General features: G+C 58.6%; 19 protein-coding genes. 16 read left to right on the forward strand and 3 right to left on the reverse strand.

The features are described 5' to 3' along the window. Window positions 1-137 precede the first annotated feature (137 nt). From CENDO_RS01995 to CENDO_RS02005, 3 genes are all read right to left on the reverse strand, one after another. Window positions 138-1316, reverse strand: coding sequence for an acyl-CoA dehydrogenase family protein (locus tag CENDO_RS01995; protein WP_136140540.1), 1179 nt, complete (start codon window positions 1314-1316; stop codon window positions 138-140). An 83-nt stretch (window positions 1317-1399) separates the two neighbouring features. Beyond that, the gene (gene fdhD, locus CENDO_RS02000; protein ID WP_136140541.1) at window positions 1400-2230 is read right to left on the reverse strand and encodes a formate dehydrogenase accessory sulfurtransferase FdhD; all 831 of its coding nucleotides are present in this window, start codon (window positions 2228-2230) and stop codon (window positions 1400-1402) included. A gap of 178 nt (window positions 2231-2408) precedes the next feature. Continuing rightward, window positions 2409-2720 carry a DUF6457 domain-containing protein gene (locus tag CENDO_RS02005; RefSeq protein ID WP_136140542.1) on the reverse strand — a complete coding sequence of 104 codons (312 nt, stop codon included), beginning with the start codon at window positions 2718-2720 and terminating at the stop codon, window positions 2409-2411. A gap of 404 nt (window positions 2721-3124) precedes the next feature. Here CENDO_RS02005 and rpsH point away from each other — a divergent pair, with 404 nt between their 5' ends. From rpsH to rplQ, 16 genes are all read left to right on the forward strand, one after another. Beyond that, window positions 3125-3508, forward strand: coding sequence for a 30S ribosomal protein S8 (gene rpsH / locus CENDO_RS02010; RefSeq protein ID WP_136140543.1), 384 nt, complete (start codon window positions 3125-3127; stop codon window positions 3506-3508). Window positions 3509-3524: 16 nt separating this feature from the next. Next, window positions 3525-4061, forward strand: coding sequence for a 50S ribosomal protein L6 (gene rplF, locus CENDO_RS02015; RefSeq protein ID WP_136140544.1), 537 nt, complete (start codon window positions 3525-3527; stop codon window positions 4059-4061). Window positions 4062-4064: 3 nt separating this feature from the next. After that, window positions 4065-4466, forward strand: a complete 402-nt coding sequence (gene rplR / locus CENDO_RS02020) for a 50S ribosomal protein L18 (RefSeq protein WP_136140545.1) — start codon at window positions 4065-4067, stop codon at window positions 4464-4466. Between the two features lie 37 nt (window positions 4467-4503). Continuing rightward, the gene (gene rpsE / locus CENDO_RS02025) at window positions 4504-5130 is read left to right on the forward strand and encodes a 30S ribosomal protein S5 (RefSeq protein WP_136140546.1); all 627 of its coding nucleotides are present in this window, start codon (window positions 4504-4506) and stop codon (window positions 5128-5130) included. 4 nt (window positions 5131-5134) lie between these two features. After that, window positions 5135-5320 (forward strand): 50S ribosomal protein L30, encoded by a 186-nt coding sequence (gene rpmD, locus CENDO_RS02030; RefSeq protein WP_136140547.1) that lies wholly within the window; start codon window positions 5135-5137, stop codon window positions 5318-5320. Window positions 5321-5323: 3 nt separating this feature from the next. Next, the gene (rplO, locus tag CENDO_RS02035; protein ID WP_136140548.1) at window positions 5324-5773 is read left to right on the forward strand and encodes a 50S ribosomal protein L15; all 450 of its coding nucleotides are present in this window, start codon (window positions 5324-5326) and stop codon (window positions 5771-5773) included. A 355-nt stretch (window positions 5774-6128) separates the two neighbouring features. Continuing rightward, window positions 6129-7454, forward strand: a complete 1326-nt coding sequence (gene secY / locus CENDO_RS02040) for a preprotein translocase subunit SecY (protein ID WP_136140549.1) — start codon at window positions 6129-6131, stop codon at window positions 7452-7454. Further along, window positions 7454-7999 (forward strand): adenylate kinase, encoded by a 546-nt coding sequence (locus CENDO_RS02045; RefSeq protein ID WP_136140550.1) that lies wholly within the window; start codon window positions 7454-7456, stop codon window positions 7997-7999. Before secY ends, CENDO_RS02045 begins: the two co-directional genes overlap by 1 nt. A 5-nt stretch (window positions 8000-8004) precedes the next feature. Next, window positions 8005-8799 carry a type I methionyl aminopeptidase gene (gene map, locus CENDO_RS02050; RefSeq protein WP_136140551.1) on the forward strand — a complete coding sequence of 265 codons (795 nt, stop codon included), beginning with the start codon at window positions 8005-8007 and terminating at the stop codon, window positions 8797-8799. A gap of 209 nt (window positions 8800-9008) precedes the next feature. Then, window positions 9009-9830 carry a L,D-transpeptidase gene (locus CENDO_RS02055; protein ID WP_136140552.1) on the forward strand — a complete coding sequence of 274 codons (822 nt, stop codon included), beginning with the start codon at window positions 9009-9011 and terminating at the stop codon, window positions 9828-9830. Between the two features lie 296 nt (window positions 9831-10126). Beyond that, window positions 10127-10345 carry a translation initiation factor IF-1 gene (infA, locus tag CENDO_RS02060; RefSeq protein WP_004566852.1) on the forward strand — a complete coding sequence of 73 codons (219 nt, stop codon included), beginning with the start codon at window positions 10127-10129 and terminating at the stop codon, window positions 10343-10345. A gap of 220 nt (window positions 10346-10565) precedes the next feature. After that, window positions 10566-10934, forward strand: coding sequence for a 30S ribosomal protein S13 (gene rpsM, locus CENDO_RS02065; protein ID WP_136140553.1), 369 nt, complete (start codon window positions 10566-10568; stop codon window positions 10932-10934). Window positions 10935-10937: 3 nt separating this feature from the next. Further along, window positions 10938-11342 (forward strand): 30S ribosomal protein S11, encoded by a 405-nt coding sequence (gene rpsK, locus CENDO_RS02070; RefSeq protein ID WP_136140554.1) that lies wholly within the window; start codon window positions 10938-10940, stop codon window positions 11340-11342. A gap of 22 nt (window positions 11343-11364) precedes the next feature. Next, window positions 11365-11970 carry a 30S ribosomal protein S4 gene (gene rpsD, locus CENDO_RS02075; RefSeq protein ID WP_136140555.1) on the forward strand — a complete coding sequence of 202 codons (606 nt, stop codon included), beginning with the start codon at window positions 11365-11367 and terminating at the stop codon, window positions 11968-11970. A gap of 71 nt (window positions 11971-12041) precedes the next feature. Then, window positions 12042-13052: a DNA-directed RNA polymerase subunit alpha gene (locus tag CENDO_RS02080; RefSeq protein ID WP_136140556.1), complete on the forward strand. Its 1011-nt coding sequence runs from the start codon at window positions 12042-12044 to the stop codon at window positions 13050-13052. A gap of 66 nt (window positions 13053-13118) precedes the next feature. Then, entirely contained in the window at window positions 13119-13637 is a 519-nt protein-coding gene (gene rplQ, locus CENDO_RS02085; protein WP_136140557.1) for a 50S ribosomal protein L17, read from the forward strand. The last annotated feature ends 26 nt before the right edge of the window (window positions 13638-13663 follow it).

The following is a 13663-nucleotide window of genomic DNA, read 5'->3' on the forward strand; positions in this document are numbered from 1 at the left end:
GGCAAAAGTTTAAAAGACTGGTTGCAAACAACCGGCAGCAAGAAAATCCCTCGGCTTGGGAGGGGAATCCACGCGAATTTGGTCGGTGTCAGTCGTTTGTGACCAGTCTTTTAGTGACCGCGCCCGTTTAGGCTGTCTTATTTGTAGGCGGAGAAGCCCGTAATTTGCTTGCCGATGATCAGCGACTGGACAGTGTCAGTCCCCTCGTAGGTATGCATGGCCTCGATATCGGCGAAGTGGCGCACGATGTGGTGCTCAAGGAGGATACCCACGCCACCCAGCATGTCGCGGGCGTCTTGCGCGATGCGCCGCGCGGCGCGGGTGTTGTGCAGCTTAGCCATGGACGCTTGCTCGGGACGCAGGGTGCCGGCAGCATCAAGCTCCGTAACCTTGCGGGCGGTGAGCATCATCTGATTAATATCAACCAGCATGTTAGTCAGGCGCTGCTGGATGATCTGCGACTTGGCTAGCTCGCGCCCAAACTGCTGGCGCTCAAGTACGTATTCGCGGGCGTATTCGTAACAGGCAATCGCAGAGCCCAGCGCCATCCAAGCCACGCCTGTGCGGGTCGCGGTTAGAACGCGAGCTGCGTCTTTAAAGCTTTCCGCGCCGGGCAGGCGGTTTTCGGCCGGGACGCGGCAGTCCGTCAGGGTGATCCTTGCCTGCTTGATGGCGCGCAGTGAGACCTTGCCCTCCTGGGTTTCGCCGTGATATCCGGGAGTGTCCTGCGGGACGATGAAGCCGGAGACGTTTCCATCTTCCATACGCGCCCAAACAACGGTGATATCCCCGACGGAGCCGTTACCAATCCAGCGCTTTTCGCCGTTGAGCACGTACTCATCGCCATCGCGCACCGCGGAGGTTTCCAGGGCAATAGAGTCTGAGCCGTGGGCGGGTTCGGTCAGGCCAAATGCGCCCAGGATTTCACACTTGGCCATGCCTGGGAGGTATTTAGCCTTCTGCTCCTCGGAGCCCAACATGGCGATGGAGCGCATGGCCAAGCCCGCTTGGACCGCAATGACGGTGCCCATGGAGGCATCCGCGCGGGTGACCTCCATCAGCGCCAAACCGGCGGCGAGTGGGGTCATGGTCTCGTGCCCCTCTACGTCGAGCCCGTCCGTCATAAGGTCAAGTTCGCCCAGGCGGCGGACTAGGCCCATGGGGTATTCCGCCTTTTCCCACGCGTCATTGATCACGGGGAGGCAATCGCCCCGGAAGGAGCGGGCCCGTTCCCACACCGCAGAGTCTTCGGCAGAGAGGTCATTGAAGACACCTAGAAAGTCCGTGGTTCGATCAAACAGGTTAGGGGTGGGCATAGTTAACTCCTTGAGATAGGTCACTAATTTCCACTATTGTGACCCCGCTCTCAATAAGGTGTCAAGTAAAACAATTTCGTAAACTAAGTATTCAGTTCGCCGGAGTATACGTTGAAGCGGTCGCCTCGGATGAAACCAGCCAGGAACATTCCAGTCTCCCGCGCGGTCTCAACGGCCAGTGACGAGGCCGCGGACACGGCCAGCAGCGCCGGGAAGCCGGCCATGGCGGCCTTCTGGACTAATTCAAAGGAAGCGCGGGAGCTCATAACGAGCATGAGCTCACTCGCGGGCAGTAGGCCCTCCATAAGCAGGTGGCCAATGACCTTGTCGGCGGCGTTGTGGCGGCCCACGTCCTCGCGAACCACCACGGGCTCCCCGTCGAGGGTAAATGCCCCGGCTGCGTGTATTCCGCCGGTCTTTTTAAACTGGCGCTGGTGTTCTCGCAGTAGTTCGGGCGCGCGGGCGATAACGTTAGGCGCCAGCGTGCGGGGAGAAATGGGGAAGTGGGTTTTCGCAAACAACTCCTCGATCGACGAGGTGCCACACACACCACACGCGGAAGTTCCAGCGGTGAGGCGTAAATCTTTGAGCTGAATGGAATTTCTGCGTGTCAGTTCCACATCGAGCACGTTGTAGGTGTTGGCGCCGTCCGGCCCCGTCGCCCCGGCGCAGTAACGGGCGGTGTGCACGTCCTCCGCATCGCGGATGTGGCCCTCGGAATGCAAGAAGCCATGCGCCCATTCAATATCGTGGCCAGGAGTGCGCATAGTGGTGGTGACAACCTGGCCATCAACGCGCAGTTCAAGGGGTTCTTCGGCGGCGACGAAATCCGCGCGGGTATCGCGCTGGGTAATATTGCCGTCCTCGCCGAGCTGTACGCGAGTTACTGCAAATGACTTATTGAGTCTGCTCATAACTATTCAGCATAGATAAGGTGCAGAACAAGGCTGCGGGCCATATCGCGCGAAGGGGTCCGTATGTAAGTTCCGGAAGTGATGGTCGGGCCCCTTGAAGGCCTTTCCTTGTGGAGGCCTAGTGGGGTTATGGGTCATGCGCCCAGGCCTAACGGGCTGGGGCGGTATCTCGTAGGCTTTATTTTTCCGTCCGTTCCAAGAGGCTACGGACCCTGTCGATGTTGGCGACTACGTGGGCGGGAAGATCGTCGGGGGAGGTGCTGGACGCAGAGAGTCCTGCGGCAACGCCCACAAGAAACGTTGTGATTGGTGCCGCCGCCCTCGACGGCCCGTGCGCTACGTCCGAGGTCAGCGCGAGCAAATCGCCCAGGGACGTGCGTGCTAGATGCGGATCCAGGCCTAGTTCCTGTGAGGCGGAATCTAGCCAGGCGAGCGCCGCGGCTTTCTCTTCGGGGGAGTTCTTCTTGGGTTGAGGGGATGTGCGAGCCATGACCACGAGTCTATCGGGCGTGACCGCAACCTGCGTGTCGATAAAAAGCCCTGCTAAAAGGTCTTGTGTAAAGCTAAGGGAACCTGTAAAGTAGTACGTCGGGCCTGTGCTCAGGGCGGAATGAATCGCATTTCCGCTGCTTGCACGTGGTCCCCGTAAGAATTGAACAACTACTTTGTTGTAGGCCCCCCGCCAAATGCGGCGGACCGTGTATGCATCAAAGGGTGGCGAGCGCCTCGAGGTACTGACCCCGGGGAGCGTGAGTAGCCCGAAATCACACGGAGAACGTCTTTAGGTGGGACTCATGCCTAACACGTTCGTCGCGATTGGGTTCATCCAGTACGCGATGGGCGCGGTGGCGGAGGTTTGGGAACCGCAACGAGAAAGGTAACGGTCACTTAACCATGACCATGACTGATCCAATCGCGGACATGCTGTCTCGCGTGCGCAATGCAAACCATGCGCACCATGACACCGTGTCCATGCCTACCTCCAAGATCAAGGTCAACATCTCCGAGATCTTGAAGCAGGAAGGCTACATTGCTGGCTACTCCGTCGAGAACAACCAGCTGACCATCGAGCTTAAGTACAACAACCGCGACCGCTCCCTGTCTGGCCTGCGTCGCGTGTCTAAGCCAGGTCTGCGCGTTTACGCTAAGTCCACCAATCTGCCGAAGGTTCTGGGCGGCCTGGGCGTGGCTATCATCTCCACGTCTCAGGGTCTGCTGACCGATCGTCAGGCTCACGAGAAGGGCGTAGGCGGAGAAGTTCTCGCCTACGTCTGGTAAAAGGAGGTCTGACTAAATGTCTCGTATCGGTCTAGCACCAATCGCCATCCCGAATGGCGTTGAAATCAACATCAATGGCCAGGACGTAGAGGTTAAGGGCCCTAAGGGCACCCAGACCGTCAACGTTGTTGAGCCAATCACCGTGGCTGTTGAAGACGGCGAAATCAAGGTTTCCCGTCCAGATGACCACCGCAAGAACCGCGCTCTGCACGGCCTCGTTCGCTCCCTGGTTAACAACGCAGTTGTGGGCGTAACCGAGGGCTACCTCATCAAGATGGAAATCTTCGGTGTTGGTTACCGTGTTCAGCAGAAGGGCAAGGATCTGGAGTTCGCTCTGGGTTACTCCCACCCGATCCTCATCGAGGCTCCGGAGGGAATCACCTTCGCAGTGGACGGCGCAACCAAGCTCTCCATCGCTGGTATTGACAAGCAAGCTGTCGGACAGGTCGCCGCGATTATTCGCCGCCTGCGTAAGGACGATCCTTACAAGGGCAAGGGTATTCGCTACGAGGGCGAGCAGATCCGTCGCAAGGTCGGAAAGACGGGTAAGTAAGCAATGGCTAACACTGAAAACGCAAAGCGCACCCCGGTCGGCAAAGACATCTCCTCGCGTCGCCGCGAGGCACGTGCCCGCCGTCACTTCCGCATCCGTAAGACCCTGCGTGGCACCCCAGAGGCTCCACGCTTGGTTGTTCACCGCTCCTCCCGCCACATGCACGTTCAGGTCATCGATGACCTGGCGGGCCACACCTTGGCTGCCGCTTCCTCCATGGAAGCTGACATCCGCTCCTTCGAGGGCGACAAGAAGGCTAAGGCTGCCAAGGTTGGCGAGCTGATCGCTCAGCGCGCTAAGGAAGCGGGCATCGAGCAGGTCGTCTTCGACCGTGCAGGTTACAAGTACCACGGCCGCGTTGCTGCGCTGGCCGAGGCTGCACGCGAAGGTGGTCTGAAGTTCTAATGAACATCAACGGAAACATCAACGGAAGGAACGCCTAATGTCGGACCGTGAACAGCGTGACGGCGGACGCTCCGCCGAGAACAAGAACAACAACCGCGGTGGCCGCAATGATCGCCGCAACAACGATCGTCGTAACCAGGACAACGAGCGCGATAAGTACATCGAGCGCGTAGTCACCATTAACCGCGTCTCCAAGACCGTTAAGGGTGGCCGCAACATGTCCTTCACCGCTCTAGTAGTGGTAGGCGACGGCCAGGGTATGGTCGGCGTTGGCTACGGCAAGGCTAAGGAAGTACCTGCAGCTATCCAGAAGGGTGCAGAAGAGGCTCGCAAGAACTTCTTCCGCGTTCCTATGGTTGGCGGCACCATCACCCACCCGGTAGAGGGTCGCGACGCAGCCGGCATCGTAATGATGAAGCCTGCAGCACCTGGTACCGGTGTTATCGCTGGTGGCGCTGCACGTCCAGTGCTTGAGTGCGCTGGCGTTCAGGACATCCTGTCGAAGTCCCTGGGCTCCGACAATGCCATCAACGTCGTCCGTGCAACCGTGGACGGCCTCAAGCAGCTGGTTCGCCCTGAGGAAGTTGCTGCACGCCGCGGCAAGTCCGTAGAAGAGGTAACCCCAGCCCGTATGCTGCGCCTGCGCGCAGGTCAGGAGGCTTAAGACTATGGCTCTGAAGATTACTCAGGTTAAGGGCCTCGTGGGCACCAAGCCAGTACACCGCAAGAACATTGAGGCACTCGGCCTCAAGCGTATCGGCCACACTGTTGAAAAGCAGGACACCCCGATCATCCGCGGCATGGTGAACAAGGTGCGCCACCTGGTTACCGTTGAAGAAGTAGCAGGGGAGTAAACCATGGCTGACATCATTAAGCTGCATGACCTGCGCCCATCTGCGGGTGCAAACAAGCCAAAGACCCGCGTCGGCCGCGGTGAGGCTTCCAAGGGTAAGACCGCTGGTCGCGGTACCAAGGGCACCAAGGCTCGCAAGCAGGTATCCGCTGCTTTCGAGGGTGGCCAGATGCCGATCCACATGCGTCTGCCTAAGCTCAAGGGCTTCAAGAACCCTAACAAGGTTGACTACCAGGTAGTTAATGTTTCTGACCTGGCAAAGGCCTTCCCACAGGGCGGCGATGTAGCCAAGGCTGACATCGTTGCTGCAGGCCTGGTTCGCAAGAACGAACTGGTTAAGGTTCTGGGCAACGGCGACATTGACGTTAAGCTCAATGTCACCGCTGACAAGTTCTCCAAGTCCGCTGTTGAGAAGATCGAGGCTGCTGGTGGTTCCACCACCGCCGCTAAGTAATCTGCTTAAAGCTAGGGAGCCGTGGCCGCTCCTGGACTTAGAAGAAGCGCCCCGCCCCCTCCGAGTGAGGGGCAGGCGGGGCGCTTTTGCGCTGTCTAGCGATTATGCGGGAGAGCAAACCTCGGTTGGCGCGCGGTCGCTTGGAGGAACAGGGGAAATTGGGGGTCTAAAGAGCGTTATTCAAATGTGGAGATAGGCGCTTATGCTGGTAGGGTGGTGGGGTCATTACTGTTCAGCCGCCCAGTTTGCGCGCGCAAAATCTCTTTCATCGCGAGGTTTTCCGTACTAGCTGGGTCGATGAGGAAAACCATCCCTGCTTGCCTTGCGCTTGCCAGGGGCCAGGAGGATTTCTCTAGTGTCCGCCATTTTTCAGGCTTTCAAGGACGCCGACTTACGCAAGAAGATCATCTTCACCATTGTGATGATCATTGCGTACCGCATCGGTGCTCAGATCCCTTCCCCGGGCGTGGACTACGCTTCCATCGCCGGGCGTCTGCGCGACCTGACTGCGGAGCAGGGCAACTTGTACTCCGTCATCAACCTCTTCTCGGGTGGCGCGTTGCTTCAGTTGTCCATCTTTGCCATTGGCATCATGCCGTATATTACGGCCTCCATCATTGTTCAGCTGCTGACCGTGGTCATTCCGCGCTTCGAGCAGCTAAAGAAGGAGGGCCAGTCCGGTCAGACCAAGATGACTCAGTACACCCGCTACCTCACGGTAGCGTTGGCACTGTTGCAGTCCTCCGGCATCGTGGCGCTGGCGGACCGCCAGCAGCTGCTGGGCCAGGGCATCGAGGTTCTCAAGGCTGACCGTTCCATCTGGACCTTGGTGGTCCTAGTTATCGTCATGACCTCCGGTGCTGTGCTGGTTATGTGGATGGGCGAACTGATTACCGAAAAGGGCATCGGCAACGGTATGTCCCTGCTGATCTTTGCTGGTATCGCTACCCGCCTGCCTACGGACGGCGCCCAGATCCTTCAGAACAACGGCGGCGTGGTCTTCGCGATGATTCTCGCCGGCGCCATCGTGTTGGTCATCGGTATTACATTCATCGAGCAGGGTCAGCGCCGCATCCCCGTGCAATACGCAAAGCGTATGGTTGGTCGCCGGCAGTATGGTGGGTCTTCCACCTACCTTCCGTTGAAGGTCAACCAGGCCGGCGTTATCCCGGTTATCTTCGCCTCCTCACTGATTTACATGCCGGTTCTTATCACCCAGATCGTTAATTCCGGCAACCCGGTGCCGCCGGACAATTGGTGGCAGCGCAATGTGATTTCCTGGCTGCAGTCCCCGGCGTCGTGGCAGTACATCGTCACATTTTTCGTGCTGACTATCTTCTTTGCATATTTTTATGTCTCGGTTCAGTACGATCCGGCAGAGCAAGCGGATAATATGAAGAGGTACGGCGGATTTATCCCAGGTATTCGTCCAGGCCGGCCAACGGCCGAGTACTTGGGCTTCGTGATGAATCGCCTGCTGTTCGTCGGTGCGGCCTACCTTGGCCTCATCGCAATCCTGCCTAACCTGCTCCTGGACCTGGGTGTGGGCAGTGGTCAGGGTGCCGGCATGACCGCTTTCGGCGGAACTGCAATCCTGATCCTGGTCTCGGTCGCGCTGACTACGGTTAAGCAGATCGAGTCCCAACTTCTGCAATCCAACTACGAAGGACTTCTTAAGTAATGCGACTCGTACTCCTCGGCCCTCCAGGTGCTGGCAAGGGCACTCAGGCAGCAATCCTCAGCGAAAAGCTGGGAATCCCACATATCTCCACCGGTGACCTGTTCCGCGCCAACATTGGTGAGGGCACCCCGTTGGGTCTCGAGGCCAAGTCTTACATCGATGCCGGCAAGCTCGTGCCTACCGACGTGACCGCGCGCATGGTTGAGGACCGTCTTTCCCAGGAGGATGCGCAAAACGGCTTCCTTCTGGACGGCTTCCCACGCACCGTCGAGCAGGCGGAGATTCTCAAGGGCCTGCTCGAGGGCAAGGGTGAGAAGCTTGACGGAGTGGTTAACTTCCAGGTGGCTGAGGACGTTGTTGTAGAGCGCATGCTGGCTCGCGGGCGCGCGGATGACAACGAAGAGACCATTCGCACCCGTCTGCAGGTATACCGCGATGAGACCGCGCCTCTCATCGACCACTACGGTGCGGAGATCATCAACATCGAGGCTGAGGGCACCGTTGAGGAAATCAACGCCCGCACCCTCGAGGCTCTGGGCAAGTAAGGCCCATGGCTTTTCGACGCCGCAGTAAGCGCATCCCGGCTAAGACTCCGGGCGAACTAGACGCCATGCAGGCCGCGGGCGAGATTGTCGGCAAGGCCTTGCAAGCGGTCCGCGCTGCTGCGGCGTCTGGCGTATCCACACTAGAGCTTGACGAGGTAGCCGAGCAGGTCATCCGCGAGAATGGCGCCATCCCGGCATTCAAGGGGTACCAGGGATTCCCGGGTTCTATCTGCTCTTCCGTCAACGACGTGATTGTGCACGGGATACCGTCGAAGGAAACCATCCTGGCCGACGGGGACTTGGTCTCCATCGATTGCGGGGCAATCCTGGACGGCTGGGTGGGGGATTCGGCATGGACCTTCGGTATCGGCAGGCTCGATGAGAAGGTTCAGCGTTTGAATGAGGCCACCGAGTGGGTGCTGATGGAGGGGATAAAGGCCATGGTGCCCGGTAACCGCCTTACGGATATTTCCTACGCTTTAGAGGTGGCGACCTTTGCCGCCGAGGAAAAGTTTGGGGTGGAGCTATTCATCGTGGATGGTTACGGCGGGCATGGCATCGGACGCGCGATGCATGAGGAACCGTACCTAGCCAATGAGGGAAAACCCGGGCGCGGCCCGGTGATCCAGGAGGGATCAGTTCTGGCCATCGAGCCGATGCTCACCCTCGGCACGGAGGATAACGAGGTGCTCGATGACGATTGGACCGTGGTGACTTTAGATGGTTCTTATTCCTCGCACTGGGAACACACCGTCGCCGCCACCAGCGATGGCCCGCGCATCCTGACCCCGCGTTACTAGAACCCCAGTCCGGTCAGTGGCCAAACCTTCGGTCATTAACCGAGCCATGGCGGGCCCGCATCAACAGATGCCGGCCCGCTTTCGGGATTTGGCGGTTTTAGCGGGCCGGTAAGCACGCGTGGGGATTTCCGGGGAATATCACCCAAGAGGGCCAAAATGCTCGGGCTATAACTAGGTATTAATACGGGTTGGGGTTTATACTGCTCTTTATGACTAAAACCTGGTTTTCCGCTGTGCCAGTAGGGGCGCGTCGCGCGTTTGTAGCTTTCGTCGCCGTTCTGGTTATGGCTATCTCCATGATGGGCAGCGCCCCTAGCGCCCAGGCCCAGCAGAATCCGCAGATTGAGCAGATTTCCTCCCAGCTCAATTCCCTTAGCTCTGATTTGTCCGTCGAGAAGTTGGCGGCGCGTTCCCGCGATGACGCCTGGAACCTGCGCAACAAGTGGCTAAGCGATCTGCGCAAGCTCAACCCTCAGGCTGAGACCATCATCCGTCCCGCGATTGATAACGCGATGAACGCGATTTTCCCAGGCCTCAAGGCGGAAAAGCAGCGCGAGGAACGCTTGGCGCGTGAGGCCGCCGCGCGCAAGCTGGCTGCCGAGCAGGCGCGCGAGCGCGCTATTGCTGAGGAGGCCGCTCGCCGCGCGGAGGCGGAGCGCCGCCGCAACAGCTTTAACGTGGGCCCCTGCCCGCGAGACGCAAAGGTCTGCGTCGATATTGACGGCCGCCGCACCTGGCTGCAGGACGGCAAAGGTGGGGTAACCTACGTTGCACCTGCAATGGCCCCCGGCCGTCCGGGCCAGGACACGCCGCGCGGCACGTTCTACGTGAACCGCAAGGTTAAGGATGAGATCTCCTACGAGTTTAATAACGCCCCAATGCCATGGGCCGTCTACTTCACTTACAACGGCCACGCTTTCCACCAGGGAGACCCGTCCTTTATGTCTGCTGGTTGCGTTCGTCTTCCGGCCGATGCGGCGCAACGCTTCTTTAACACCCTGCAGATCGGTGACAAGGTCTTCATCTACTAATCGTGGTCCTCGATTAGAAACGTGAAAACTTTTCATCCCGGCTTCCCTAGCGGAGGCTGGGATTTCAATATTTGGGGTTACGGATATCTGGAACCTCGGAGTCTTAAATGAGGGGCGGGGCGTGACCTGCGATGATTTTAAAAATATCGGCAGAAACGTTTGTGTTTCGTGTCCTTAAGGCGTAAGGTTTATCGATGGTGTATACGCGGGCTAGAAATGCTTGCGTTATATGCCAGCAGTAGATACCAACATGCGGTGGCCACTTAACTTGTAAGGCCGCCAGAAAAGTAGAGGTTATGGCTAAGGAAGGCGCAATCGAGGTAGAGGGTCGCATCATCGAACCGCTGCCAAATGCAATGTTCCGCGTCGAGCTGGATAACGGCCACAAGGTTTTGGCACACATTTCCGGCAAGATGCGTCAGCACTACATCCGTATTCTCCCAGAGGATCGCGTTGTTGTAGAGCTGTCTCCTTATGACCTGACTCGCGGACGCATCGTCTACCGCTACAAGTAAAAACCGTAAGCCTCCTTACCCCACGGGTCCGTGTTCCTCAAGGAACTCGCACGCTTTTCGGCGCGTGCGCAAGCGGGCCTCCATTTACCTTAGGCCGCGGTGGCCTGAGCCCCACCAGATAAAGCATCCCCATGGTTCCGGCACGGTCCGGGCAAAGCGGATGATGGTGAGGGACGGGTGGGGAGAAAACCACCGTAACAACCCGAAAGGACTCTGCCACATGGCACGTCTTGCTGGTGTTGACCTCCCACGCAACAAGCGTATGGAGGTAGCACTTACCTACATTTACGGCATCGGCCCAGCCCGTGCCGCCGAGCTTCTTGAGAAGACCGGCATCTCTCCAGACCTGCGTACCGATGACCTGTCTGATGACCAGGTTGCGGCACTGCGTGACGTGATCGAAGCTACCTGGAAGGTAGAGGGTGACCTCCGCCGCCAGGTCCAGGCTGACATCCGCCGCAAGATCGAGATTGGCTGCTACCAGGGCATTCGCCACCGTCGTGGCCTGCCAGTTCGTGGCCAGCGCACCAAGACCAACGCTCGTACGCGTAAGGGTCCTAAGAAGACCATCGCAGGAAAGAAGAAGTAATAGATGCCTCCTAAGACTCGCTCCGGCGCACGTCGTACTGGTCGTCGCGTCGTCAAGAAGAATGTGGCTCAGGGCCACGCATACATCAAGTCCACCTTCAACAACACCATCGTGTCCATCACGGACCCACACGGTGCTGTGATTTCCTGGGCATCCTCCGGCCACGTTGGCTTCAAGGGTTCCCGTAAGTCCACCCCGTTCGCAGCTCAGATGGCTGCTGAGTCCGCTGCCCGCAAGGCAATGGAGCACGGCATGAAGAAGGTAGACGTTTTCGTCAAGGGCCCAGGCTCTGGCCGCGAAACCGCTATCCGTTCTCTCCAGGCTGCCGGCCTGGAGGTATCCTCCATCTCTGACGTGACGCCACAGCCACACAATGGCTGCCGTCCACCGAAGCGTCGCCGCGTATAAGGAAAGGAAAAGGTAACTTACAATGGCTCGTTATACTGGCCCAGTAACCCGTAAGTCCCGCCGCCTCCGCGTCGACCTCGTCGGCGGAGATATGGCGTTTGAGCGCCGCCCATACCCACCGGGACAGGCTGGCCGCAACCGCATCAAGGAATCTGAGTACCTGCTGCAGCTCCAGGAGAAGCAGAAGGCTAAGTACACCTACGGTGTGCTTGAGCGTCAGTTCCGCCGCTACTACGCAGAGGCTAACCGTCTCCCAGGCAAGACCGGTGACAACCTGGTCATCCTGCTGGAGTCCCGCCTCGACAACGTGATCTACCGCGCTGGTCTGGCCAACACCCGTCGCCAGGCACGCCAGCTTGTTTCCCACGGTCACTTCACCGTGAACGGCAAGAAGATCAACGTTCCTTCCTTCAAGGTCACCCAGTACGACATTATCGACGTACGTGACCGTTCCCAGAAGATGGAATGGTTTGAAGAGGCTCAGGACCGCCTGGCCGAGGCCGTAGTACCGGCTTGGCTTCAGGTTGTTCCTGAGACCCTGCGCATCCTCGTGCACCAGCTGCCCGAGCGCGCTCAGATCGACGTTCCGCTGCAGGAGCAGCTCATCGTCGAGCTTTACTCGAAGTAAAGTCTTATCCCCTCTTTTTCTTTTTAACCTCTACCGGCTTCAAATAGTGGGAGCCGAAAAGGAGAAGCTCAATGCTCATTTCTCAGCGCCCTCAGCTCACCGAGGAGTTCATCGATTCTTCCCGTTCCCGGTTCGTCATCGAGCCGCTGGAGCCAGGTTTCGGTTACACCCTCGGCAACTCCCTGCGTCGCACCCTGCTGTCCTCCATTCCTGGTGCAGCGGTTACCTCCATCAAGATCGACCGTGTTCTCCACGAGTTCACCACGATTGCCGGTGTGAAGGAAGACGTTTCTGAGATCATTCTCAACATCAAGGGTTTGGTACTTTCCTCCGACTCTGACGAGCCGGTTGTTATGTACCTGAGCAAGGAAGGCCCTGGTGCGGTGACTGCAGGCGACATTCAGCCGCCCGCAGGCGTTGAGATCCACAACCCGGATCTGCACATCGCTACCCTGAATGAGACCGCGAACTTGGATATGGAGCTCGTTGTGGAGCGCGGCCGCGGCTACGTCCCTGCGGCGACCACCTCTGGTGATATCGGACGCATCCCGGTTGACCAGATTTACTCCCCGGTTCTGAAGGTTTCCTACAAGGTCGAAGCTACTCGTGTCGAGCAGCGCACCGACTTTGACAAGCTGATCATTGACGTTGAGACCAAGAACTCGATTTCCGCACGCGACGCGCTGGCATCTGCCGGCGGCACCCTGGTTGAGCTGTTCGGCCTGGCGCGCGAGCTGAACACCCAGGCCGAAGGCATTGAGATCGGTCCATCCCCACAGGAGACCGAGTACATCGCTGCTTACGGCATGCCAATCGAGGACCTGAACTTCTCCGTTCGTTCTTACAACTGCCTGAAGCGTCAGGAGATCCACACGGTCGGTGAGCTCGCAGAGTGCACCGAGTCCGATCTGCTGGATATCCGCAACTTCGGACAGAAGTCCATCAATGAGGTAAAGATCAAGCTGGCCAACCTGGGCCTGGCCCTCAAGGACACCCCTGAGGACTTTGACCCAACCCAGCTCGAGGGTTATGACGCTGAGACCGGTGACTTCAAGGATCCGGCCGCAGAGGACAACGAGTAAATCAGACCCAAGGCGGGCTGCCCGCCCGCCAACGCGCTCAAGTAAAACGCTAACGAGGAGTACACAATGCCTACCCCTAAGAAGGGTGCCCGTCTCGGCGGCTCCGCTAAGCAGCAGGCTCACCTGCTGTCTAACCTGGCGAAGAGCCTCTTCGAGCACGGCGCTATCAAGACCACTGACGCTAAGGCGAAGATGCTTCGTCCTTACGCTGAGAAGCTCATCACCAAGGCCAAGGGCGGTACCCTGGCTGACCGTCGCGCGGTTCTCAAGGTTCTCCCGCACAAGGAGACCGTTGCTTACCTGTTCGACGAGCTTGCACCTAAGTTCGAGGGCCGTGAGGGTGGCTACACCCGCACCATCAAGCTCGAGAACCGCACCGGTGACAACGCTCCGATGTCCCAGATTTCCCTGGTGACGGAGGAGACCGTTTCCACCGAGGCTACCCGCGCCACCCGCGTGGCTGCGTCCAAGGAAGCCGAGGAGGCCAAGGCTGAGGAGCCTAAGGCCGAAGAGGCTGAGGAAGCACAGGCTGAGGACACCGCGGTTGAGGAGACCGTTGAGGAGTCCAAGGAAGAGGAGAAGTAATTCTTCCGCCTAGACCCTAGGTCTTG

The sequence above is a fragment of the Corynebacterium endometrii genome (genome assembly GCF_004795735.1).
In the GTDB taxonomy this organism is placed as follows: domain Bacteria; phylum Actinomycetota; class Actinomycetes; order Mycobacteriales; family Mycobacteriaceae; genus Corynebacterium; species Corynebacterium endometrii.

Bases quoted from the DNA above. Each gene is read 5' to 3' on its own strand.
- CENDO_RS01995 (WP_136140540.1), bottom strand. From the start codon at position 1,316: ATGCCCACCCCTAACCTGTTTGATCGAACCACGGACTTTCTAGGTGTC.
- fdhD (WP_136140541.1), bottom strand. From the start codon at position 2,230: ATGAGCAGACTCAATAAGTCATTTGCAGTAACTCGCGTACAGCTCGGC.
- CENDO_RS02005 (WP_136140542.1), bottom strand. From the start codon at position 2,720: ATGGCTCGCACATCCCCTCAACCCAAGAAGAACTCCCCCGAAGAGAAA.
- rpsH (WP_136140543.1), top strand. From the start codon at position 3,125: ATGACCATGACTGATCCAATCGCGGACATGCTGTCTCGCGTGCGCAAT.
- rplF (WP_136140544.1), top strand. From the start codon at position 3,525: ATGTCTCGTATCGGTCTAGCACCAATCGCCATCCCGAATGGCGTTGAA.
- rplR (WP_136140545.1), top strand. From the start codon at position 4,065: ATGGCTAACACTGAAAACGCAAAGCGCACCCCGGTCGGCAAAGACATC.
- rpsE (WP_136140546.1), top strand. From the start codon at position 4,504: ATGTCGGACCGTGAACAGCGTGACGGCGGACGCTCCGCCGAGAACAAG.
- rpmD (WP_136140547.1), top strand. From the start codon at position 5,135: ATGGCTCTGAAGATTACTCAGGTTAAGGGCCTCGTGGGCACCAAGCCA.
- rplO (WP_136140548.1), top strand. From the start codon at position 5,324: ATGGCTGACATCATTAAGCTGCATGACCTGCGCCCATCTGCGGGTGCA.
- CENDO_RS02045 (WP_136140550.1), top strand. From the start codon at position 7,454: ATGCGACTCGTACTCCTCGGCCCTCCAGGTGCTGGCAAGGGCACTCAG.
- map (WP_136140551.1), top strand. From the start codon at position 8,005: ATGGCTTTTCGACGCCGCAGTAAGCGCATCCCGGCTAAGACTCCGGGC.
- CENDO_RS02055 (WP_136140552.1), top strand. From the start codon at position 9,009: ATGACTAAAACCTGGTTTTCCGCTGTGCCAGTAGGGGCGCGTCGCGCG.
- infA (WP_004566852.1), top strand. From the start codon at position 10,127: ATGGCTAAGGAAGGCGCAATCGAGGTAGAGGGTCGCATCATCGAACCG.
- rpsM (WP_136140553.1), top strand. From the start codon at position 10,566: ATGGCACGTCTTGCTGGTGTTGACCTCCCACGCAACAAGCGTATGGAG.
- rpsK (WP_136140554.1), top strand. From the start codon at position 10,938: ATGCCTCCTAAGACTCGCTCCGGCGCACGTCGTACTGGTCGTCGCGTC.
- rpsD (WP_136140555.1), top strand. From the start codon at position 11,365: ATGGCTCGTTATACTGGCCCAGTAACCCGTAAGTCCCGCCGCCTCCGC.
- CENDO_RS02080 (WP_136140556.1), top strand. From the start codon at position 12,042: ATGCTCATTTCTCAGCGCCCTCAGCTCACCGAGGAGTTCATCGATTCT.
- rplQ (WP_136140557.1), top strand. From the start codon at position 13,119: ATGCCTACCCCTAAGAAGGGTGCCCGTCTCGGCGGCTCCGCTAAGCAG.